The organism is Streptosporangium sp. NPDC049046, assembly GCF_040649155.1.
GTDB lineage: Bacteria > Actinomycetota > Actinomycetes > Streptosporangiales > Streptosporangiaceae > Streptosporangium.
The window spans coordinates 47,977-70,032 of sequence record NZ_JBEZEZ010000007.1 but is presented as its reverse complement, the minus strand read 5'-3'; the positions used below and the strand labels follow the sequence as shown (position 1 = coordinate 70,032).

The following is a 22,056-nucleotide window of genomic DNA, read 5'->3' as shown; positions in this document are numbered from 1 at the left end:
GCCGCTACTTTGAGTGAGGTGATCGTGACAGAAGTGAATGAGTCAGGCCTCTTGGCCAGCTCAGGCGTGTGGGGGCGGGCTTTCCTCATGAGGAGAGGACTCCCAGTCGATGGGAGAACGGGCGAAGGTCCCCAATCCTCGAACGGCGTAGACCACGCCCTCTGCTCGAAGTCGCTGAAGCGCCTAGCGAGCGGAGCCCCGAGCCACGTCGAACTCTTGGACGATCTCGTGTTCGGATGCCACGGACTCATCGACGGCGTACACACCCTCACGGATGCGGTCCTTGATCAGGAAGGTCTCCCTGGCTCGTGAACGACCTCAGTGCTCCAGTCCTTGACCGGCTGATCGCGGGAGAAAACAGCTGCGGCTGTTTCGCTGAGGTCGCGCCGTTGCCGATGGGGTGTGCCGTCTGTGGGCACGCGCCGTACGCGCACGGTTGTCCCGGTCAACCCGCTGATCACGAGTACGCGCAGCCGTCCGGTGAGCTGATGGCGATGCGGTTGGATGCCCGTCGCCTCGGTCTCCCCATGCCTGTCTCCAAGTCGGCAGCCGACGAGGCCCTCGCCGAAGTGATTCCTCTGGTGCCCGTGCAACGTGGCCCCGGCCGGTCCGAGACCGGCACGGTCGCACCTACCGCGCGCACACCGCTTCCCCGGCGAGTGCACCGATCTCAGGGGACAGGTCCCGCAATCATGCTGCCCCGGCGTGGAGGCACTCGATGCCTGGCCGGTAGAGGACATCCGGACACCCGACGTTCTCGCCTGAGGACCGTTTCACCCAGGCCGCCGTACGGCGGCGCATGTCAGACCCCTCCTGCCCATATAAGCCGGACCCGCCCGGCGCTCGCGACGTCCGGGCGGGTCCTTGATCGGATGGAGGTCCGATCCATGGACGATGGTAAGTCAACGACTCCTGAGCCGGTGATTTCCGGTTGGCGGGTCATTCTCAGTGACAAGGGGCGGTTGTGGGCGTCTCGTGTCGTTCCGTTCACCGATGCGGAGTTCGATGCCGGGGCGGCGCGTACGGTCGACGCCGACACTCTCGACGAGTTGCGGGAGGAGGTCGAGCGGCAGGAGAGTGCCGCTCGGCAGGTGAGCGGGCAGGCGGTCTCGTGATCCGGCGCAGACCCGCGTCCGGGGGAGGGCGGCATCGTGACGGTATGGCGCCCGCCCTCGTTCCCCGGCGTACGTGGGATCACCGTGCCCGTGGTGAGGCGGAGCGACTGGATCGCGAGTGGAAGGACTGGACCGTCTTCTACGGCGCGCACTCGCGGCTGTTCTACGCGATCGCTGCCTGGCCGGTGCCCGGCCCGGTGATCCTCCAGGGGGCCACGGTTGATGATCTCGAAGCCCAGATGTACGGGATCGTGATGGCTCTGGCCGTCCGCCCCGAGGTGGAGGGCTCTGGTGCGTCTCCCGAACGGGTGCGGCGGCGGTCTCGTGATCGTCGTGCCGATGACTCCCGCGAGCGCGAGCGGTGGTGCGAACCTTCCGGGATCGCTCGCGGGGCCGGGGGCGACCGGGACTCATGACCCCGGTCGCCGTGGCGGTGCCCTTGTCAGGGGTGGCGAGGGCACCGCTGCCGGTCGTTCCCGGCAAGAGCCGCGCTCCGGAGGAGATCCGGCGATCGGCCCGACGTGGGGGCGCCGCTTTCCAAGGGTGGTGCCCTGCCCCCGGCGAGGGCACCACCACGGGACGGTCCGGTGGACGCGGGACGAGGCGTTCACCGGCACCTCGTCAGGCGGGCAGGCCGAGCTTGCCGGCAAGGGCCTCCAGCAGTTCGATCTGATCGTCCGGGGAGACGGGCTTGAGGTTGAGGGTGAGGTGCATCTCGTCCGCACCGGCTTTCGCGGCGCGTTCGAGATCGTTCAGCGTGGCGTCCGTGAACGTGGCGGGGGTGATCGGGGCGTCGGGGTAGGCCTGGATCGTGTTCACCACGACCGTGCCGGTGCCGCCCGCCTCCCGGTACCACTGGATCTTGGTCCGGGTCTCCTCCCAGTCCAGGGCCACGACGATGAAGCCGTCACCGACGCGCGCCGCCCGTTCGATGGTGTGCCGGGTGAGCGCGCCGATGAACAGCGGGATGGTGTCCCCGAACGGTTTCGGCCCGACCAGGGACGACGGGATGCGGTAGTACCGGCCGTGATGCGTGACGGGATCCGGCCCCCAGCAGGCCCGCATCGCGGCGATGTGCTCGACGAACCCGGCGCCCCTGCGCGAGGCCGGCACTCCCGCCGCGACGAACTCCTCGGGAATGTAGTACGGCGGTTCCATCGTGCCGCCCCCCTGGCCGATACCGGCGTCGAGACGGCCACCGGACAGCCGGTCGAGGGTGGCCAGCCTGCGGGCGAGGATGACGGGCGACTGGAAGATCGAGTTGACGATTCCGGTGCTCACCCGGATCCGCTCCGTGTGGGCGGCGGCCCAGGTCAGGATCTCCAGCGAGTCCCAGACATGGGACTCGGGCAGGCCGGCGTCGTTGGTCCAGTCCGGTGTGGCGGGCATGAGCAGCCGTTCGCTGACGGACACGGCGTGGAACCCGAGCCGCTCCGTCGCCCGCGCCACGGCGACGACGGCGTCCGGGCCCGCGTACGGCCCGAAGTGCGGCAGGCTGACGCCGATACGGGGATGGTCCATCTCGTTCTCCGATGATCGTTGAGGTGTGTCCTTTCGATGAGTAGTCGGAGCGGCCATGAGATTTTTGCGCTCTCCCCGGGAGGGATGTCGAAATCTCCGTACGGATTCGGCCGGGCGGCGGAGGAGGGCCGTCCTGCCTGGTGAAACGGGTGACCCGACCGGTCAGGATCGGAGAAGCGACCACCCCCGAGCCGCACCTAGCGTGAACGTCATGGACATCACCATTCACGCGAGCTTCCTCCCGCATGACGACCCGGACGCCTCCCTCGCCTTCTACCGCGACACCCTCGGCTTCGAGGTCCGCAACGACGCCGGATACGCCGGGATGCGCTGGATCACGGTCGGTCCTCCAGGGCAGCCGGACACCTCCATCGTGCTGCAACCGCCGGTCGCCGACCCCGGAGTCACCGACGACGAGCGCCGTACCATCGTGGAAATGATGGCGAAGGGCACCTACGCCGGTATTGTCCTCTCCACCGACGATCTCGATAGTATTTTCGAACGGTTGCGTGCCGGTGGCGCCGAGATCAGTCAGGAGCCGACCGAGCAGCCGTACGGCGTTCGAGACTGCGCCGTCCGCGACCCCGCGGGCAACCTGATCCGAATCCAGGAACTGCGCTGATCCCCCAGGGAAAGCGCAGCCAAGAAGAACTCGCACAGCCGCCCCCGCAGACAGTTGGAGAGCCGATGAGCATGACCGAGAGGTCGCCCGAGCCGCACGCCGCCGACAGCCACGATCTGATCCGCGTGCTCGGCGCGCGGGTGAACAACCTCAAGGACGTGAGCGTCGAGATCCCGAAGCGACGGCTCACGGTGTTCACCGGTGTCTCCGGCTCGGGCAAGAGCTCCCTGGTCTTCGGTACGATCGCCGCCGAGTCGCAGCGGATGATCAACGAGACCTACAGCGCCTTCGTGCAGGGTTTCATGCCGACGCAGGCGCGGCCCGAGGTCGACGTCCTCGAAGGGCTGACGACCGCGATCATCGTGGACCAGCAGCGGCTGGGCGCCGACCCCCGCTCCACGGTCGGCACCGCCACCGACGCGAACGCGATGCTGCGCATCCTCTTCAGCCGGCTCGGGCAGCCGCACATCGGTTCGCCCCAGGCGTTCTCCTTCAACGTCGCCACGGTCCGGGCGAGCGGTGCGATCACGGTCGAGCGCGGTGCCCGCAAGGCCGAGAAGGCGACCTTCACCCGTATCGGCGGCATGTGCGTGCGCTGCGAGGGCCGGGGAGCGGTCTCCGACATCGACCTCACCCAGCTGTACGACGACTCCAAGTCGCTCGCCGAGGGGGCGTTCACCATCCCCGGCTGGAAGTCGGACAGCTTCTGGACCGTACGGGTCTACGCCGAGTCGGGGTTCGTCGACCCGGACAAGCCGATCCGCGACTACACCAAGAAGGAGCTGCACGACTTCCTCTACGGGGAGCCGGTCAAGGTGAAGGTCGACGGCGTCAACCTCACCTACGAGGGACTGATCCCGAAGATCCAGAAGTCGTTCCTGTCGAAGGACCGGGAGGGGATGCAGCCGCACATCCGGGCGTTCGTGGACCGGGCGGTCACCTTCACCACCTGCCCGGAGTGCGACGGCACCCGGCTCAGCGAGGCGGCGAGGTCCTCACGCATCGGCGGGGTCAGCATCGCCGACGCGTGCGCGATGCAGATCAGCGACCTGGCCGGATGGGTACGCGGCCTGGACGAGCCCTCGGTGGCTCCGCTGCTCGGCACGCTGGCGCACACCCTCGACTCGTTCGTGGAGATCGGGCTGGGTTACCTCTCGCTCGACCGGCCCGCGGGCACGCTGTCGGGTGGCGAGGCGCAGCGCGTGAAGATGATCCGGCACCTCGGCTCCTCGCTCACCGACGTCACCTACGTCTTCGACGAGCCGACCATCGGCCTGCACCCCCACGACATCCAGCGGATGAACAACCTGCTGCTGCGGCTGCGGGACAAGGGCAACACGGTGCTCGTCGTGGAGCACAAGCCGGAGACGATCGTGATCGCCGACCACGTCGTCGACCTCGGCCCCGGAGCCGGTACGGAGGGAGGCACCGTCTGCTTCGAGGGCACCGTCGAGGGGCTGCGTTCCGGTGGCACGATCACCGGCCGTCACTTCGACGACCGGTCCACGCTCAAGGAGACGGTGCGGACGCCCAAGGGCACGCTGGAGATTCGCGGCGCCGACCGCCACAACCTCCAGAACGTCGACGTCGACATCCCGCTCGGGGTGCTCGTCGTCGTCACCGGCGTCGCGGGGTCCGGCAAGAGCTCGCTCATCCACGGGTCGATCCCCCGACGCGCGGGGGTGGTCTCGGTCGACCAGAGCGCGATCCGCGGCTCGCGGCGCAGCAACCCGGCGACGTACACCGGCCTGCTCGAACCGATCCGCAAGGCGTTCGCGAAGGCGAACGGCGTGAAGCCGGCGCTGTTCAGCGCGAACTCCGAGGGTGCCTGCCCCGAGTGCAACGGCGCGGGCGTCATCTACACCGACCTGGCGATGATGGCGGGCGTCGCCACCGTCTGTGAGGAGTGCGAGGGGAAGCGGTTCCAGGCGTCGGTGCTGGAGTACCGCTTCGGCGGTCGCGACATCAGCGAGGTGCTCGCGATGTCGGTGGTCGAGGCCGAGGAGTTCTTCGGAGCGGGCGAGGCGCGCACCCCGGCCGCGCACGCCATTCTCGGCAGGCTCGCCGACGTCGGGCTCGGCTACCTCAGCCTCGGTCAGCCGCTCACCACGCTGTCCGGCGGCGAGCGGCAGCGGCTCAAGCTCGCCACCCACATGGCCGAGAAGGGCGGTGTCTACGTCCTCGACGAGCCGACCACCGGCCTGCACCTCGCCGACGTCGAGCAGCTGCTCGGCCTGCTGGACCGGCTCGTCGACTCCGGCAAGTCGGTCATCGTCATCGAGCACCACCAGGCGGTGATGGCGCACGCCGACTGGATCATCGACCTCGGCCCGGGGGCCGGCCACGACGGCGGCCGGGTCGTCTTCGAGGGCACCCCCGCCGACCTCGTCGCCGCTCGCCCCACCCTCACCGGCGAACACCTCGCGGCCTACGTCGGCACCTGACCGGGAGAACGCGGGCACCTGATCAAGGGGAACGTCGAGCGCCGGGAATTCGGGGCGCTCGGGTCAGGTGCCCGCGGTCACCGCTCTGAGTCCTTCGAACGACTCCTTGACGAACCGGGAGAGGTCCCCCTGGCCTGACTGCTCGACCCAGAGGCGGGTCGCGATCTTGAAGACGGCGATGCCCGCCTCGGCGGCGAGGTTCGCGCAGGCGTCCTCGACTCCGCGTTGCCGCAGCGCGTCGGCGAGTGTGGCCGACAGTGAGGCGAGTTTGATCAGCTCGCGTTCCTGCAGCTCGGCGCTGGCGGCGATGACGGTCTGGCGCCGGAGGGTGTACTCCCGGCGTTCCTGGAGCACGGCCGCGGTGGCCTCGATGGCCGCCGCCACGGCTTCTATCGGGGTGGCGGACTCGGGGGCCTGGGTGACCGCGTCCGTGAAAAGCTGCTGCAGCAGGCTCGGACACGAGAACAGCACTTCGCGCTTGTCCGCGTAGTGGCGGAAGAACGTCCGCTCGGTCAGCCCCGCCCGCTGGGCGATCTCCGCGACCGAGGTGCGTTCGAAGCCGCGCTCAAGGTAGAGATCCAGCGCAGCCTGTTCGAGCCGAGATCGTGCGTTCGGCTCCCATCTCCCCATGCCGGGCAGTGTACCCGATGGCAGTGGCTGACATCGGTCGGCGTCGCGCGATGACAGTTACTGACATTGTTCGCCGTCATGTGATGACAGCGACTGACATCGGTTGCTACGGTGTGATGACAGCAACTGACATTACTTGGTCGCCCGACGCGCCTTCTCCGCGCGAGGGCGACCGACCGGGCTGGAGGCATGACTCATGCGCGTTTTCGTCACCGGAGCATCCGGATGGATCGGCTCCGCACTCGTCCCCGAACTTATCGACGCGGGTCACCGGGTCGTGGGGCTCGCCCGTTCCGACGCCTCGGCCGCCGCCCTCACCGAGGCCGGGGTCGAGGTGGTCCGCGGCACGCTCGACGATCTCGACGTCCTGCGCGACGCGGCCGCCGCCTCGGACGGGGTGATCCACCTCGCGTTCAAGCACGAGAGCGCCTTCACGGGAGACTTCCAGGGCGCCGCCGACGCGGACCGCCGCGTCGTCGAGACGTTCGGTGAGGTGCTCGCCGGGTCCGCCCGGCCGTTCCTGCTCGCCTCCGGGGTGCTCGGGCTCAGCCCGGGCCATATGGCCACGGAAGAGGACGTGCTCACCCCCGAGGCGTTGCCCGCGGGCCTGGAGAGCGGCCCGCGGACCCGGCTGAGCACCGCGCACGTCACCCTCGCCCTCGCCGACCGGAACATCCGCTCGTCCGTCGTACGACTTCCGCCGACCGTGCACGGCGAGGGCGACAACGGGTTCATGACGGCCCTGGTCGGCGTCGCCCTCGACAAGGGCTTCTCCGGCTACGTCGGCGACGGCTCCCAGCGCTGGCCGGCCACGCACCGCCTCGACGCCGCGCACCTGTTCCGGCTCGCCCTGGAGGGGGCGCCGCCCGGATCGGTCCTGCACGCGGTCGCCGAAGAGGGCGTGCCGATCCGCTCGATCGCCGAGGTCATCGGCCGTCACCTCGATCTGCCGACCCGTTCCGTCCCCGTCGACGAAGCGGCCGGGCACTTCGGGTGGCTGTCATGGTTCCTCGCCACCGACAACCCCGCCTCCGGCGAACTCACCCGCGAACTGCTGGGATGGCAGCCGACCCAGCCGGGCCTGATCGAGGACCTGGAGAAGGGCCACTACTTCAGGACCGGCGGGCCCGCGTAGCCTCGGCCCTCCCGGTCAGGACCGGCAGGCCCGTGTAATCTCGACCCTCCCGTTCAGAGTAGGCGGGCCCGCCGGCCTCGGCTCTCCCGTTCAGGACCGGCAGGCCCGCCGGCCTCAGTCCTCCTGTTCAGGGCCGACCGGTCCGTTTACCTCAGCCCTCCGGATCGCTCACCGAGATCGCGCCAGAGGGGCAGAGCTGCACGGCCCGGCGGACGGCGGCGTGCAACTCGGGCGGGGGCGTCTCGTCGAGGAGCACGACGGTGCCCTCGTCCTCGCTCTGGTCGAAGACCTCGGGCGCGGTGAGCACGCACATGCCCGCTCCGATGCACCGCGCCACGTCCGTGGTGACCTTCATCTCGCCTCCTACCATCTGACCGGCAGCTCCCGTACACCGTAGATGGACATCTTCTCGCGCATGGGGACCTCCTCCGCCGGTACGGCGAGGCGCAGGCCGGGGAAGCGGTCGAACAGCATCGGGAACGCGGTGCGCATCTCCACGCGGGCGAGCTGCTGGCCGAGACACTGGTGCAGTCCGTGGCCGAACGTGAGGTGCCCGGCCGCGGGGTTGGTGATGTCCAGGTGCTCGGGGTCGGCGAAGCGGGCGGGGTCGCGGTTGGCGGCCATGAGCGAGAGGGTCACCGGGTCTCCCGCCTTGATGAGCCGCCCCTCGACCTCGACGTCCTCCAGGGCCGCGCGGAGCGGGCCGACGTGGATGATCGTGAGATGGCGCAGCAGCTCCTCGACCGTGTTGTCGATCAGCGAGGGGTCGGCGCGCAGCGCTGCGAGCTGGTCGGGGTGCTGGAGCAGGGCGAACGTGCCCAGGCCGAGCATGTTCGCCGTCGTCTCGTGTCCGGCGACGAGCAGCAGGAACCCGACGTTGCCCAGTTCCTCGTCGGTCAGCTCGCCGCCCTCGATCAGCCCGCTGAGCAGGTCGTCGGCGGGGTCGGCCCGCTTGGCCTCGATGAGCCGGGCGAAGAACGCGCTGAAGCCGGCGATCGTCGCGCGGATGTCCTCGACGGAGGACTCCAGGTTCAGCAACACCGCGGTGGACCGCTGGAACTCGTCGCGGTCGGCGTACGGGACGCCGAGCAGCTCACAGATCACCAGGGAGGGGATGGGCAGCGCGAACTCCTTCACCAGGTCCTGGGGAGGCCCGGCCTTCTCCATCGCGTCGAGCCGCTCCTCGGTGATCTCGCGGATCCTCGGCTCCAGCTGCTTCATCCGCCGCACCGTGAACTGCGCGGTGAGCGGCTTGCGGTAGCGGGTGTGGTCGGGTGGGTCCATCCGGATGAACATGCCGGGGTCGGCCGGCCGGCGCATCTCCTGCATCAGCGGGAAGGGCACGGGGATGTGCAGCAACTCGCGCCGGGAGCTGAAGCGGGGGTCGGCCAGGATCGACCGTACGGCGGAGTAGCCGGTCACGAGCCAGCCCGTCGCACCGTCCGGGTAGACCATCGGGGTGATGGGTCCCTCCTCGCGCAGCGAGGTGAGTCGCTCGGGCGGTTCGAAGGGGCTGGGACGTCCGAAGGGGAAGGTGACGGCTTCCTGGTGGGCCTGGGCTTCCGGTTGGGACTGTGCCATCTCACGCTCCTTTGCGGTGACGTGCTTCGTCCCATCCAGAAAACTACATCAAATGCAAAGTTTCAATAGATGCAAAGTATGGTCTGATGTACTAAACTGCCCGCATGTGTGAGGTTCTGGGCTTGCGCGAACGCAAGAAACTGCGCACCCGGCACGCGCTCATCGCCGCCGCGCTGAAGCTCTTCATGGACAAGGGCTACGAGCAGACCACCGTCTCGGAGATCGCCGCGGCCGCCGACGTCTCGACGCGCACCTTCTTCAGCTACTTCGCGAGCAAGGAGGACGTGATCTTCTGCAACTCGCGCGACGGCATCGAGCGCGTGCTACGGGTGATCGCGGAGCCCCGTCCTGGAGACCGGGCGATCGACCTCCTCACCCGCGCCGTCGAGTCCGGCTTCTCCGCGATCACCCTCGACGAGCAGCTCCAGGGCGAGATAGGCCCGATCAACCACCTCGTCATGACCGTCCCCTCACTGCGGGCACGCGGCCTGCTGCTCCTCTTCGAGAGCCAGCGGGAGCTCGCCGAGGCCCTGCACCAGGCATTTCCGGAGGAGCTGAGCCTCATCGAGGCGTCGGCGGTCGTCGGCGCGGTGATCGGCGGGGGCAAGCTCGCCGCCGTCGTCAGCTTGAGCAACGGCGCCTCGGCGGAGGAGATGCTGAAGGCCGGCCGCGAGGCGACCCAACTCGTCCTCTCCGCCCTCCGCACCGCCTCCACGCCGCCGCTCTGACCACGCCTCCGCCTTCGGCCCCCGACGATGACCCGTACACCTCGGACCGGCCGGTCTTCCCCGGGTTCCTTCAGGGGGAGAGGTCGGCTGTTCTCGCGGTGAGGAGCGTTCCCCGAAGGTGCCGGGGTGGGCATGAGTCCCGGCATCTTCGCTATTCGATGGCAGCCAGGTCCACGACGTACATCTCCTTGCCGACCTGATAGGCCATCAGCCGGTCGAAGCCGCCGTCGGGGGTGGATATTCCCCCCTGTTTGTCCTGCCGTACGCCCAGGTCGGCGGAGGTGCCGGTAAGCGCGTCGTGGAGGACGACGCCTTTCATGAGCGCCCCCTTGTAGAACCGCTCCAGGCCAGGATCGTCACCTACCTCGATCACGGAGGGCAGCGTCTGCTCCCGGGAGCCGTCGCGGTCGCGGGCGAAGACGCGCGGGCCGGGCCCGCCGGACGAGCTGTGGCCATAGCATCGGTTGACGCCGCACCTGACGAACTTCTCGCCGGGCCTGACGACGGCGTCGCGCCGCTCCCGCGTCTTGATATTGAACAGCTTGGCGAAGACGGCCTGTTTGCTGTGGGAGCCGACCCAGGGCCACCGCAGGAGGTGCTGTCCTTCGGTGCCCGGCACCAGGTGCGGAGTGCCGCCGCGTAGCGGTGCCGTGTACACCCCGCCGCTCTCGCGGGAGAAGACCACGTCCGAGCCCACCACTTCCAATGCCCGGATGTGACCCTTCTTCATGACGTCCTCCAGCGGGACGTCGGTCACCTTACGGGGAGTGCCGCCGCCGACGGGCACCGTCCAGATCCGCGCGACCCGCTGCTTGCCCGGCTCCTTGTACGACGCCCACCAGGCGATGTTTCCGCCGTTCACGGTGACGTTTTCGGCGATGAGCGTCGAATTCCGGCTCGGGAACTCGGCGATCCGCCGGAGCTTGCCGCTCACCAGGTCGTAGCTCCACAGGAGCCGCCTTTTCTCGGCGCCTACTCTCGTTATGACGAGCAGCGTCCGATCGTCGAGAAGCAACTGCGGATGGTAGACACGGCCATCGGGCAGCCTGGCCGGGATCTTGTGCAGGGCCTGCGGCCATACCCGCTCGATGTGCGGTGGCAGGTCGTCGTCCCATCCCGGGATCGGCGGTGGCGTGGATTTCTGCGCACCCGTGGCGTTCACCGCGGGCTGGGGTACGGCCGACGCGCCCAGGGTTCGCACCGCCGTACCCGCCCCACCGGCCACCACGACCACGGCCACCGCCGCGAGTAGCGCGGCGGGCGCCCGCCGAGGCCGACGGCGTTCCCTGACCGCCGCGGACAACGTGATCCGCGCCTGCTCGGGCACCTGCTCCGCGGCTGCGGACAGGACGCGGCTCAGCTTGTCTTCGATCTCGGTCATCGCGTGCCCCCCGTAGGCCTTCGGTGAGGTGGAGACGGCGGATCGCAGCTTGTCCAGGCCCCGGGAGACCTGGCTGCGCACGGTCCCCTGGGAGATGCGGAGCACCTCGGCGATCTCGGCGTCGGTCAGCTGTTCGTAGTAGCGGAGCACCAGCACGGCGCGCTGTCTGCGGGGCAGCGCGGCCAGTTCTTTCCAGAGCCCCCGGTCCTCGTCGGACGGGAAGACCACCTCCCAGGTCTGCTCGGGCGGCTCCCCGGTGAGATGCTCGCGCCTGCGCCGGCGCCAGATGCTGATGTGCAGCCGAGCCATCGTCGTCCGGGCGTAACCGAGCGCGTCGGTCTTGCGCCGCACCCTCGGCCAGGCGGCGCGTAATCGGGTCAGCGCCTCCTGCGTGAGGTCGGCGGCGTCGTGCGGGTTGCCGGTCAGGACGTACGCGTAGCGGAGCAGCGCCTCGCCTCGCTCGGCCACGAAGTCGTCAAAGCCGGGTTCGTCGTCCAACTGTCGCCCTTTCTGCGTCGTTACGGCCTAGACGGCGCAGGGACCGGAATTGTTGCAGCGCCGTCGAGACGTACGGGCCGCGCTGGCTGTCGGCGGAGGGCTCGGCTACGTTCGTTCACGTGACGAGCACTTCGGCGGTTACGGCCGGGGACGACCCGACGACCTCCCTCGACGACCTGGTGGTCAGGGCGCGCTCCCTCGTACGGGAGGGGCACCGCGCGCTGCTCGGCGTCACCGGGAGCCCGGGGGCGGGCAAGACCACCCTCGCCGAGCACCTGGTCGGCCTGCTGCGATCGGTGCCTCCGGAGGGACTGCCGGAGCGGGAGTGGGTGGCGTACGTGCCGATGGACGGCTTCCACCTCGCCGACGTCGAGCTCGACCGGCTCGGGCGCCGCGAGCGTAAGGGCGCGCCCGACACCTTCGACGCCGCCGGATACGCGGCGCTCCTGCGCCGCCTGCGCGAGGACGAGGACGACATGGTCTACGCGCCCGCGTTCGAACGTGACCTGGAGCAGCCGATCGCGGGAAGCATTCCGGTCCCTCGGGCCGCCCGGCTCGTCGTCACCGAGGGAAACTACCTGCTGCTCGACCGGGGCGACTGGGCACGCGTGCGATCGTGGCTCCACGAGGTCTGGTACTGCGACCTCGACCCGGACGAGCGCGTACGCCGCCTCGTCGCCCGGCACGAGCGCTTCGGCAAGGACCCCGAGGCCGCCGCGGCCTGGGCGCTGGGCACCGACCAGCGCAACGCCGACCTCATCGCCACCACCCGCTTCCGCGCCGACCTCGTCGTCCCCGACGCCGTCCTGCGCTCGATCGGCGAGGTCAGCGGAAGTCCGCCACCGGCCTTCCCGCCCTCGCGATGACCTCCTCGGTGCTGAGCGGGTCTTTCGGATGGTGGCTCAGGCACATGGGAACCTGCACCTTCACGAACGCCGAACCCTCGGAGGCCGCGTAGAACTGGCCCGTCCGCAGCCGCGAGATGTCGGTGACGTCGCTCCCCTTGGCCTGGGCCATCTCCCTCGCGGCGGAAATCTGGATCGGGCTGTTCAGCAGGCCGAAGAACTGGGTCGCGGCGTTACCGGGAATCCGGTTGTGCAGTCCCTTGGGTGCCTGGGTCGCGAACACGAGACCGAGCCCGTACTTGCGGGCCTGGGAGGCGAGCGCGAGCGTGCTGTGCGTGCAGGGCGTCATCGTGCCGGACGGCGCGAACGTCTGGGCCTCGTCCATCACGAACAGTCCGCCCAACGGCCGGTCACCGGCCGGGTTCTTCTTGATCCAGGCGAACAGGGCCATCTGCAGTTGGTTCACGAAGCTCTGCCGCTGGTGGTCCGACTGCAGCCCGACAAGGCTGATCACCGAGACGCGTGCCCGCTTTCCAGGGGGAGGGGTGAGCAGGAGTCCGGCATCCACCGGCGTACCCTCACCGCCGAACAACGGGTCGTTCACCATGGCCGCGGTCAGGTTCTGGGCCAGCTCGGACGCGATCTTCTCCGCGTTGTCGAGCCCGCTCACCCCGTCCGGCAGTGCCGACAGCATCGCGATGAGCCCTCTGAGGCCGCTCGCCCCCTGCCTTCCGTAGTGTCTGAGCGTCTCCCTGAGCACCGCCTGCCCGAGCTGGGCCTTGGCCGTTCTCGCATCCAGTTTGACCCGCGGCACGATGGACGCGACGGCCACCTCCACGGCCTCGGTGAACTCGTCGGGGTTGTCGAGGACACTCGCGAAGTCGGGCAGGGGCTGGAAGCTGAGGGGACGTCCCGCGCTGCGACGCGGCGTCCAGATCACGACGTCGGTGTCGGCGAGATACCTCTCGGCCTCCGCGGGGGCATCGGCGTCCCAGTGCGTCGGCGGGTACGGCCAGGGGTCTCCCAGACGTGCCAGGTCGTTGTTGGGGTCGAGCACGATGGCCGACACGCCCTGGAGCGCGCACCTCTCGATCAGGCCGCGAATGAGCACGGTCTTCCCCGACCCGGACCCGGCGAAGATTGCGGTGTGTTTCCTGAGCGATTCCAGGTCGAGATCGAGGGGGGTGCCGTCGGCCATCGCCCTGCCGAGGGTGACGGAAGGCGCGCGGTTCGCGTCGGGTCTCGTACGAGGGCTCGTGTTGGATTCCGTGCCGGTTCCCGTACGACGGTCCGTGTGGTTCACGGGTCCGTGGTTCGTGGGTCTCGCGTGAGGGCTCGCGTCGGACTCCGTGTCGGGCCTCACAGCGGGTCTTGCCACGGGGGAGACCTGCGGTGAGGAAGCGGCCTGGCCGGGGTGCCCTCCGGCGGCGTGCCCCGCCGTCTCGGCATCTTCGAGAGCGACCTGGCCGGACGGCTCGTCGGAGGTGACGGGAGAGGGCGGATCTTCGGGGCCCGGAAGCTCGCCGGGAACGGTCCACCCGTCACCCAGCGCCTCGCTGAACAGCTTGACGTCACCGCTGGGCTTCCGCGAGACGAGCCAGGCCTGCAGGTTCGCGGGGTCCTCGACGAACAGGTCGCGGAGCGCCGTGAGGATCCTGAGGTCCTCGTCGTCCACGCGGAGCACCCTGCCGCCCGCCCGCTCGAACTCCGCGAGAACCTCCCGGGTGCGCGGCCCCTTCGCCCACTCCGCGTTCCGCAGAACGAACAGTTTCCGCTTCGGGACCCCGGCGTCCAGGCCCGCCGCCACCGAGGCGTTGCGCAGGCGGACCAGCGCGGCGTTGGCGTGCTTGGTGGCGATCGCGCGGAAGCACCAGTGCGCCTCGTCCTCGGTGGTCTCGTCCAGGCTGCGGCGCAGACGCGCGTGCAGGGGAGGCTTCGAGCTCGGCGGGGGATCCTGGCTGAACAGGCGTTCCGCGTCGCCCTGTTCGGCGATCCAGGCGTTGAGCCCCGCCGAGAGCAGCGCGGGCATCGTCATGTCCTCGGTCGATGGAGCGGTCGCCGAGGTCACGTCCGCCCTGTCTCGCAGCACGGCGAAGCGGGCGTCCAGCGCCGCGAACTCCTGCGGGGAGACAGGGGGTCCGGGGACGGGGGGCGGATCCGTGGTGGGGCGGGAGTTGAGGCTCTCCAGCTCCCTGATCTCGCCGTCGACCAGGCAGGAGTGGAGATGCCGGTCGACGACCTTCAACAACTGCCGTGGGGTGAAGTCGGGTGCGTCCTCGAACGCGGACGGCCGCACCGGCCACGTCGGATAGGGCAGCGTGAAGTCGATCCCTCGGAACGGCGGGGCAAACCGCCGCTCGACCAGCTCGCGGCCCACCTTGGCGTCGGGAATGGTCATGAGCTGGACCGTCTTCCTGAACCGGTCCTGGACGGTGTCGGTCGCGAGCCTCTCGATGAGGATCCAGGTCGCGGGGAGGCAGGAGACGACCGTGAGCGTCCTGCGGGTGACCTCCCTCAGTGCCATCAAGCCGCCCGCGACCTGCTCGACAACGAGGGCCTGCTGCCAGTCCTGCTCCAAGTCGTTGACACCGGCGATCGAGGACTGCGCGATGAGCATGTCGATCTGGTCGACCGCGATCACGGTGGGGCCGGTGAGCGCCATCAGCCGCGAGATGTCCTTCACGATCTCCTGCGGTGTCTTCTCACCTCGCCGGATCCCCCACGGGGCGCGCTCGCCTGGCTCCTCCTCGGGGATGGAAGAGAGGTAGGAGGTTCCGATGTCCTGGGTCGCGAGGCCACCGGAGGCGAGCAGGACGAGCGCCCGCACGGTGTTCTGGGTGTCCAGGCACAGCGGTCCGTCGAAGCGGTGCAGCGCCTCGACGAAGGCGTCGAGGGCCTCCCTTGTCAACGCCGTGTTCCCGGTCACCGCGCGCCGCACCATCCGGGGAACCTCGACCAGTTCCGACAGGTGCTCCAGGAAGATCTTGAGCTGGTTCGCCCCGTCCTCCTCCCTGACCTTGCGGGAGAGGCTGTCGAGCATCGATACCACGACGCTCTCCCAGAAGCTCCTGGCGTCCAGCAGGCTCACCAAGATGAAATATCCGCCCTCCCTCAGGACCCGGGCGCGCGCCCAGCCCAACAGGTGCGTCTTGCCCGTGCCCCGCTGCCCCTGGACGACCACACCGATCGGGCTTGGTCCCCGGCTCTCCCCTGCTTCGCCCAGCCCGTCGAGCAGGAGCTGGCCGGTGTGGCGGTGCAGGCCTTTCACGTGGAACGGCGAGGTGTTCCACACGTCGTCGACGGTCAGCACCGAGTTCAGCCTGAGCTTGAACTCCGTCAGTAACCTGCGCTCCTCGTTTCTCATCGCGCCTCGATTTTGAGGAGGTGCTTCTCCTGCTCGCCCATGGTCACCGCCGCGTCCCTGTCCTTTTGGGAGAGCGTCTTCTGGTTGGCCTCGGGAATGATGTTCACGTCATTACTCATGCGGTTCATTCGGATGAGAGTCTCGTCGACCGTCGCCCTCGGTACCTCGCCCAGCAGGGGGCGGAGCCTCGTGAGACTTACCCAGGCGCCCGGCTCGGTGGCCAGCTCGCGGTAGGCGGCACGAATGCGCTGCTCGACGTCCGGAGCCGCCGACGCCAGGGAAGCTGCGGAGGTATCTGCGGAAGCGGAGGCCGTGGGGGCTTCCGCAGGGGTGTTTACAGAAGCCGAGGCTGTGGGGGCCTTTGCGAGGGTGTCTGCGGAAGTCGTGGGCGCGGGCTCGTCCGAGGAGGCCGCGGGTGCCGGTGCGGGGTCGCCGGAAGAGTCCTCGGATACGGGGGTGGTGTTTCCGTCGAAGATGTCGGCGAGATTGTCGTCGGTCCGCTTCATGAAGCCCTGCAGGATGCGCAGGGCGGCGCGGAGCGCGGCCCTCTCCGAGCTTGAGCCCTTCGGGACGACGATCCCGGTCCGGAGCTCGGTGTTCAGGCAGGCCCATCCGGCGTCGGTCAGTGTGTGGAAGAACGCGCCGCGCTTTCCCTTCCGGCTCTCCACGAGCTTCAGGTCGTTCAACTTATCGCGCACCTGTTTGGTCATCGTCAGACCGTGAAGCTTCTTGAGCTCCGGATTGGAGATCTCTTTCGCCTCGATCATCAACACCAGCAGTGCGGCGATTTCCGGCAGTGAAAGTGCTTTATCGGGCATGTTCTAATCCTTCCAACGCTCCGGGGCGACGGTCCCGGAGAAATCGCCTTATCTGGTGAAGCACGGTTTTCGTATCGGTGATGACCTGCGCGTTGGTGAAGCGCAGCACGGCGTAGCCGTCGAGTTGGAGCCGTACGTCCCGTTGCCTGTCCGCCGCGTACGCGCGCGGGGAGTGGTGCTCGGGGCCGTCGATCTCGATCACGCACCGCTCGTCCCGCCAGAGCAGGTCCACCCGGATGGGGTTGACGAGCGGGTGCGGCCGGTGGGTCTGGTTCCACGCGCGTCCTGTCGCCCAGTCGCACGTGGCGAGCGCGGCCTCCAGCGTCCGTTCGGCGACGCTCGCCGGATGCGGCCTTCCCGCCAACGCCGGGTAGGTGACCGTGTGCGCCGTACGGGCCTCGGGCTGGGGATCCGCCGGTTCCGGTAGGCCGCGGAGGAGGTCCGTCACCTCGGTCGGCAGTCGCAGGGGCGTCACGGCGATCCGGTCCACGGTGGCCAGGGGGGCGCCGGTGAGCCAGATTCCCAGGCCACCGTGGTGGGCGAGCCATTCGCACCCCGCGACGAGCGCCTCCTCCGCCGAGGGAGAGAGGTCTGCGGGGACGTGTACGAGGATCGCCGCGCGGGACCGGCCGAAGCTGGCGGCGATCACTCGTCCGAGGCCGGCGGCCCGCGTCTCGGCCGTGAATCTGGAGGGGCGCCGCGCTCTCGCCTCGCGGGAGGCCCCTCGTAGCGCTTCCCGAGCGGCCCGCGACGCCCCGCGAAGTGCCTCCCGGGTCGCCGCCTCCCGCGATGCTCGGAGCGCCTCCCGGGCCGTGGCCTCCCGTGACGCCCCCGGTGGCGGGGGAGGTTCGACCTCGTGCAGCGCCCGCTCGGCGAGGTCGGCGAGGAAGGGGCCGAAGTGCTCGGTCGCGGACGCGGCCCGCAGCGCGAGCACGCGTACGGCGCGCCCGCCCGCGCCACCGGGGCCGCCGATGCCCTCGGCGCCGGGCAGCCACGCGGGGAACAGATCGACGGCGGCTTTTTCCAGCTCACCCAGTACCGAGGAGACCGTTTCCCCTGCGGATCGCGTGTCACCCGCGTAGTAGGTGACGATCGCCGGCGCGTCGTCGGGAAGCGGGTCGATCGAAAGGGCGATGGCATCGGGGTCCGCGCCGCGAACGCGCACGACGCGTCCCGTCGGCAGCTCCGCCCATGATCCTGCCACGCCACTTCCTTTTCCGCGTGTTGAGACTTCGCGAGGTTATACGCCAGTGCTGGGTGATGCAGGCGTTTTGCGAGAAGCGATAAAATTCATCCGTTTCCAATGCCCGAAATTTCGTATTTGAGATGATTTATCCCCCGACCATGGAAGACGTGATTCCAGCTGGTGGACAAATCCGGATGATCCGAATGTGACTCGGTGTGAATCTTGATGGTCGGCGTGGTTCGGCTTTCCGGAAAAAAGGCGATATCTCCGTCGGATCATCCGCACGTCATGGGAGAACCCATGCCTGTTGCCCGCTGTATCACCGCTGTCATCGCCCTCACCGCCTCCACGGTGGTGCTCGCCGCGCCGGTTGCGTCCGCCGCCCTCATCCCGCCCACGCCCGCCATGGCGAGCGAATGCTCGCTCTTCGGGAGGGAGACCGTCAAAAACGGCGATCGTACGGAGACCTGGACGTGGGGACCGGGCTACCAGAGCTACCAGAGCAGTGAGAGCAACTCCCGGACGTTCACCGAGAGCATGTAGGGAGTTCTCCCGAACGCGCTCCTGAAAGAGGTCGGGGGCGCGACGCCGGTTGGTGATCGTGGCGAGTAGGGGTATTCGCGCCGGAATTCCCAAACATTCTCCAACCGTGGGCCTGAACCGGTCATTTCTTGGCAGCACGCCCTCGCCCTCACGAGGGAGCCCGCCCACCGGCCTTAACGTCGAACGATGAAGATCGACGTGGTGCCGCAGTGCCCGTACGGGGAGGCGGTTCTGACGCGCCGGGTCATGGCCGATCGAGCGGACGCATGAGCCGTGCCGGGAGCGGACGGTACGGCACCGGCCCGTTCCCTCACATCTGGAACACCGGGAACACCGGGAACGAGACACCTCATGGCGAGGCGTCCAGGAGCCGACGAGCCTGGGGCGGGCCGTCGCGGCGCGTACCGTCCCAGGGCGGGCCGCCCGAGGGGCAGGTGGTGGTGATCGCGAGGGAGCCGGTGCCGGGACAGGTGAAGACCCGGCTGATCCCGCCCTTCACCGCGCGTGAGGCGGCCGCGCTGGCCGCCGCCGCCCTCGAGGACACGCTGCGCGCGGTCGCCCGCGTTCCCGTCGACAGGAGGGTGCTCGCGCTCGACGGCGCCCCCGGCCCCTGGCTTCCCCACGGTTTCGCGGTGCTGCCGCAGCGCGGGGAAGCGCCGGACGAGCGGCTCGCCGCGGCCTTCGACGACGCCCACCGGCTCCTGCCCGTACCGGTCGTGCTCATCGGCGCCGACACCCCGCAGGTCACCCCGGACATGCTCGTCTACGCCCTGTCCATGCTCAGCGCCTACGACGCGGTGTTCGGCCCGACGACGGCCGGCGGGTTCTGGCTGCTCGGGCTGCGCGCTCCCGAGCCCACACTCCTGCTCGGCGTCCCGATGTCGGAGCCGACCGTCGGAGAGATCCAGCTGCGGAGGCTGGAGGAGGCCGGGTTGAGCGTCGCCCTGATGCCCCGCCTCACCGACGTGGACACCGCGGCCGACGCGTTCGTGGTGGCCGCGCAGGCTCCGCGCTCTTTTTTCGCCGCCGCTCTCGCGAGGATGAGCGCGCTGCGGTGATCCGGAGTCCAGGAAGGCCGCACGCACGGAATCGAGGGGCGCGGTCGCGGAGACCGGGACCGAGGGGAAGCCGGGAGGTCGCGGTCAGCGGGGCTGGGTGTCGGGGCAGCGGGCCTGAAAGGCGGTGTCTCGAAGGCAGGGCCTGAAAGGCGGGGACCTGGAAAGTAGTGCCTGGCAGGCGGGGCTGGTGGCCCGTCTCCGAACGTTGACCGGGTATCACGACCGGGTGACCGGCTCTCTTCAGGTCTGGTTTCCCCAGCAAGGTTGTGTGACGGCCCACTAGAAAAGCGTCGGGGCGGTGTCCTCGCGCGCCCGCTCCAGCTCGCCCGGTTCGAAGAGCCGGATCACGCCGTACGTGCCGTCGTACCCGGGTTCCCTGATCACCTCGCCGCGGCGCAGCCGTCCGACGGCCTCCGCGAGCGGCGGTGAGAGGTCCGCGATGTCCTCGACCGGTACGTCCTCCAGGATCCCCAACTCGGGGCCCAGCGCGGCGGTGAGCCTGTCGACCTCCCTGAGGACCTTCTTGCTCTTCGACCCCACGTCGAGGATCTCGCCGACGATCTCCGGCAGCGGTACGAGGTTGCGGAAGCCCGCGACGCCCTCGGGCCGGAAACCGTCGGGCCGGTCGGCCAGCTCCTGGACCCGGTTCAGCACGCCCACCGTGAGCGGCTTCCCGCACACCGGGCAGATCCCGTCGCGCCCGCGCGTCTCCTCGGGACCCATCCGGACGTCGCACCTGCGGTGCCCGTCGACGTGGTATCTCCCCTCCTCGGGGAAGAACTCGGTCGTTCCCGCGTACCCGGTCCCGGTCCGGAGCGCCCGCAGGACGGCGAAGTAGTCGAGGTCGGTCTCGAACACCGTGGTCTCGCGGCCGACCATGGGCGGCGAGTGGGCGTCGGAGTAACTGACCAGCCGGTAGCGGTCGAGGGCGGAGACCCGCCAGTTCATGGCCGGGTCGCTGGACAGGCCGGTCTCCAGCGCGAAGATGTGGCCGGAGAGCTCGCCGTAGCACTCCTCGATCGTGTCGAAGCCCGACTTCGAGCCGAAGACGCCGAACCACGGCGTCCAGACGTGGGCGGGCACCAGGTAGGCGCCGTCACCGCTGCTCAGGGTGATCTCCAGCAGGGCACGGGAGTCGAGGCCGAGGACGGGGTGTCCGTCCGAGCTCAGGTCGCCGATCCGGTCGAGCCTGGCGTTGAACGTCGCGGCCTCGTCGAAGCCCGGCATGTAGACCAGGTGGTGGATCTTGCGGGTGTGCTCGCCGCGCCGGTAGATCGTGGAGATCTCCGCGGACAGCATGAACCGCACCTCATCGGGGCCGACACCGGCGGGCAGCGGTCCGAGGGCCTCCGAGGCGATCTCCTCGCGGGGCCGGAACAGCCCCGGCTCCGCCGGTACGAGATTTTCGCGTAAATGCTCGAACCACGCCGGATGCGTGAAATCACCGGTGCCCAGCAACGCGACGCCCTTGCGCCGAGCCCACCACGTCAGGTGCTCCAGGTCGCTGTCTTTGCTGCAGGCCCGCGCGTATTTCGAGTGAATGTGCAAATCCGCATGAAAACGCATCCATCGCTTCCTGTCCCGGGAAGGCCGGCTCGGCGAGGGCCACCCGTAGGCGTCGGTGAAGCCCTCATACCCAGACCGTCATGACCCAGACCGCCACAGCCCAGGAAAAAGGATCATGGCCGTACGTCGCCGAAGGTGATCGACCTGTGCGGCGGTCGGGAAAGCGGTCGATGCGTGCGGCACCGGCCCGAGTACGACGACCGGTCGTTTCCCCAGGGCGTGCGACAGGGCGTGCGACAGGGCGTGCGACGGTCAGGAAAGGCAGCCGACGTGTGCGAGGGCCTGCTTCAGCAGGAGGCCCTGCCCGCCGAGCATCTCCTGCTGCACCACCGGTGAGGAAGCCTCCTCGGGGGTGAACCAGACGAGGTCGAGGGCGTCCTGCCGAGGACGGCAGTCGCCGGTGACCGGGACGACGTAGGCGAGGGAGACCGCGTGCTGCCGGGGGTCGTGATAGGGCGTGACGCCGTGGGTCGGAAAGTACTCGGCGATGGTGAACGGCTGCGGGGAAGGGGGGATGCAGGGCAGTGCCGTCGGACCGAGATCCTTCTCCAGGTGCCGCATGAGCGCGTCGCGGACGCGCTCATGGTGAAGCACGCGGCCGGAGACGAGGGCGCGGCTGACCGCTCCGTCCGCTCCGATGCGCAGCAGCAGGCCGACGCGCGTGACCGTTCCCGTCTCGTCGACCCGTACGGGGACGGCGTCGACGTAGAGGATCGGCATCCGCGCGCGGGTCGCCTCCAGTTCTTCCGGAGCGAGCCAGCCGGGCGTGGTTTCGGTCATTTCGGTCATTGACCGATGGTACTTCGCGGTCGGCTCGGAAAGACGTCGGAGCGGCCGGTTCTTCCCGGCGAGCGCGGTCGGATCGGCATTCCGGGACACGACCAGATCGTAGGTCAAGGCGAAGCTCGCCGCGGGATGCTCCACCGGCTACAGGCCGTTCCCCGGCGACTTGAACCATGATCTACGAATGTAGTTAAAACCTTAGGGGTGCCCAGTGCATCATGATCGCGGTTGTCGTCAA

Annotated in this window: 19 protein-coding genes; 9 read left to right on the top strand and 10 right to left on the bottom strand. The window is 69.1% G+C overall.

Going from position 1 to position 22,056, the window contains the following annotated elements:
• Window positions 1-887 precede the first annotated feature (887 nt).
• Both AB0B96_RS11620 and AB0B96_RS11615 read left to right on the top strand, forming a co-directional pair.
• Entirely contained in the window at window positions 888-1,115 is a 228-nt protein-coding gene (locus AB0B96_RS11620; protein ID WP_362764622.1) for a hypothetical protein, read from the top strand.
• A gap of 44 nt (window positions 1,116-1,159) precedes the next feature.
• Window positions 1,160-1,531, top strand: coding sequence for a hypothetical protein (locus AB0B96_RS11615; protein ID WP_362897887.1), 372 nt, complete (start codon window positions 1,160-1,162; stop codon window positions 1,529-1,531).
• Window positions 1,532-1,736: 205 nt separating this feature from the next.
• On the opposite strand, the gene AB0B96_RS11610 is transcribed toward AB0B96_RS11615, so the two are convergent.
• Window positions 1,737-2,636, bottom strand: coding sequence for a TIGR03619 family F420-dependent LLM class oxidoreductase (locus tag AB0B96_RS11610; protein ID WP_362897885.1), 900 nt, complete (start codon window positions 2,634-2,636; stop codon window positions 1,737-1,739).
• Window positions 2,637-2,847: 211 nt separating this feature from the next.
• Here AB0B96_RS11610 and AB0B96_RS11605 point away from each other — a divergent pair, with 211 nt between their 5' ends.
• Both AB0B96_RS11605 and AB0B96_RS11600 read left to right on the top strand, forming a co-directional pair.
• Entirely contained in the window at window positions 2,848-3,258 is a 411-nt protein-coding gene (locus AB0B96_RS11605) for a VOC family protein (protein ID WP_362897883.1), read from the top strand.
• Between the two features lie 71 nt (window positions 3,259-3,329).
• Window positions 3,330-5,702 (top strand): excinuclease ABC subunit UvrA, encoded by a 2,373-nt coding sequence (locus tag AB0B96_RS11600; RefSeq protein ID WP_362898290.1) that lies wholly within the window; start codon window positions 3,330-3,332, stop codon window positions 5,700-5,702.
• Between the two features lie 63 nt (window positions 5,703-5,765).
• On the opposite strand, the gene AB0B96_RS11595 is transcribed toward AB0B96_RS11600, so the two are convergent.
• Window positions 5,766-6,332, bottom strand: a complete 567-nt coding sequence (locus AB0B96_RS11595) for a TetR family transcriptional regulator (RefSeq protein WP_362897881.1) — start codon at window positions 6,330-6,332, stop codon at window positions 5,766-5,768.
• Window positions 6,333-6,528: 196 nt separating this feature from the next.
• On the opposite strand from AB0B96_RS11595, the gene AB0B96_RS11590 reads away from it, so the two are divergent.
• A complete protein-coding gene (locus AB0B96_RS11590) occupies window positions 6,529-7,467 on the top strand; it encodes an SDR family oxidoreductase (protein WP_362897879.1) in 939 nt (312 codons plus the stop codon).
• A gap of 151 nt (window positions 7,468-7,618) precedes the next feature.
• Here the strand turns inward: AB0B96_RS11590 and AB0B96_RS11585 are convergent, their stop codons facing one another.
• Together AB0B96_RS11585 and AB0B96_RS11580 are read right to left on the bottom strand one after the other, a co-directional pair.
• Window positions 7,619-7,822 (bottom strand): ferredoxin, encoded by a 204-nt coding sequence (locus AB0B96_RS11585; protein WP_362897877.1) that lies wholly within the window; start codon window positions 7,820-7,822, stop codon window positions 7,619-7,621.
• Between the two features lie 8 nt (window positions 7,823-7,830).
• Window positions 7,831-9,048, bottom strand: coding sequence for a cytochrome P450 (locus AB0B96_RS11580; protein ID WP_362897875.1), 1,218 nt, complete (start codon window positions 9,046-9,048; stop codon window positions 7,831-7,833).
• A gap of 104 nt (window positions 9,049-9,152) precedes the next feature.
• Here AB0B96_RS11580 and AB0B96_RS11575 point away from each other — a divergent pair, with 104 nt between their 5' ends.
• Complete coding sequence (locus tag AB0B96_RS11575) at window positions 9,153-9,776, top strand: TetR/AcrR family transcriptional regulator (RefSeq protein ID WP_362897873.1); 624 nt, start codon at window positions 9,153-9,155, stop codon at window positions 9,774-9,776.
• 151 nt (window positions 9,777-9,927) lie between these two features.
• Here the strand turns inward: AB0B96_RS11575 and AB0B96_RS11570 are convergent, their stop codons facing one another.
• Window positions 9,928-11,655, bottom strand: coding sequence for a SigE family RNA polymerase sigma factor (locus tag AB0B96_RS11570; protein WP_362897871.1), 1,728 nt, complete (start codon window positions 11,653-11,655; stop codon window positions 9,928-9,930).
• 119 nt (window positions 11,656-11,774) lie between these two features.
• Here AB0B96_RS11570 and AB0B96_RS11565 point away from each other — a divergent pair, with 119 nt between their 5' ends.
• Window positions 11,775-12,521 carry a nucleoside/nucleotide kinase family protein gene (locus AB0B96_RS11565; protein WP_362897869.1) on the top strand — a complete coding sequence of 249 codons (747 nt, stop codon included), beginning with the start codon at window positions 11,775-11,777 and terminating at the stop codon, window positions 12,519-12,521.
• Here AB0B96_RS11565 and AB0B96_RS11560 read toward each other — a convergent pair.
• Genes AB0B96_RS11560 through AB0B96_RS11550 form a run of 3 tightly spaced genes read right to left on the bottom strand, consistent with a single transcriptional unit; the run spans window position 12,481 to window position 17,886 of the window.
• Window positions 12,481-15,864 carry a DUF87 domain-containing protein gene (locus tag AB0B96_RS11560; protein WP_362897867.1) on the bottom strand — a complete coding sequence of 1,128 codons (3,384 nt, stop codon included), beginning with the start codon at window positions 15,862-15,864 and terminating at the stop codon, window positions 12,481-12,483. The two genes, AB0B96_RS11565 and AB0B96_RS11560, sit on opposite strands and share 41 nt — an antisense overlap.
• Entirely contained in the window at window positions 15,861-16,682 is an 822-nt protein-coding gene (locus tag AB0B96_RS11555) for a hypothetical protein (RefSeq protein WP_362897865.1), read from the bottom strand. Before AB0B96_RS11555 ends, AB0B96_RS11560 begins: the two co-directional genes overlap by 4 nt.
• Window positions 16,672-17,886 (bottom strand): DUF559 domain-containing protein, encoded by a 1,215-nt coding sequence (locus AB0B96_RS11550; RefSeq protein WP_362897863.1) that lies wholly within the window; start codon window positions 17,884-17,886, stop codon window positions 16,672-16,674. Before AB0B96_RS11550 ends, AB0B96_RS11555 begins: the two co-directional genes overlap by 11 nt.
• Window positions 17,887-18,168: 282 nt before the next feature.
• Here AB0B96_RS11550 and AB0B96_RS11545 point away from each other — a divergent pair, with 282 nt between their 5' ends.
• Together AB0B96_RS11545 and AB0B96_RS11540 are read left to right on the top strand one after the other, a co-directional pair.
• Window positions 18,169-18,411 carry a hypothetical protein gene (locus AB0B96_RS11545; protein ID WP_362897861.1) on the top strand — a complete coding sequence of 81 codons (243 nt, stop codon included), beginning with the start codon at window positions 18,169-18,171 and terminating at the stop codon, window positions 18,409-18,411.
• Window positions 18,412-18,677: 266 nt separating this feature from the next.
• Window positions 18,678-19,469 (top strand): TIGR04282 family arsenosugar biosynthesis glycosyltransferase, encoded by a 792-nt coding sequence (locus tag AB0B96_RS11540; RefSeq protein ID WP_362897859.1) that lies wholly within the window; start codon window positions 18,678-18,680, stop codon window positions 19,467-19,469.
• A 279-nt stretch (window positions 19,470-19,748) separates the two neighbouring features.
• On the opposite strand, the gene AB0B96_RS11535 is transcribed toward AB0B96_RS11540, so the two are convergent.
• Both AB0B96_RS11535 and AB0B96_RS11530 read right to left on the bottom strand, forming a co-directional pair.
• The gene (locus AB0B96_RS11535; RefSeq protein ID WP_362897857.1) at window positions 19,749-21,017 is read right to left on the bottom strand and encodes an endonuclease Q family protein; all 1,269 of its coding nucleotides are present in this window, start codon (window positions 21,015-21,017) and stop codon (window positions 19,749-19,751) included.
• A gap of 270 nt (window positions 21,018-21,287) precedes the next feature.
• Window positions 21,288-21,824 (bottom strand): NUDIX hydrolase family protein, encoded by a 537-nt coding sequence (locus tag AB0B96_RS11530; RefSeq protein ID WP_350941413.1) that lies wholly within the window; start codon window positions 21,822-21,824, stop codon window positions 21,288-21,290.
• Between the last annotated feature and the right edge of the window lie 232 nt (window positions 21,825-22,056).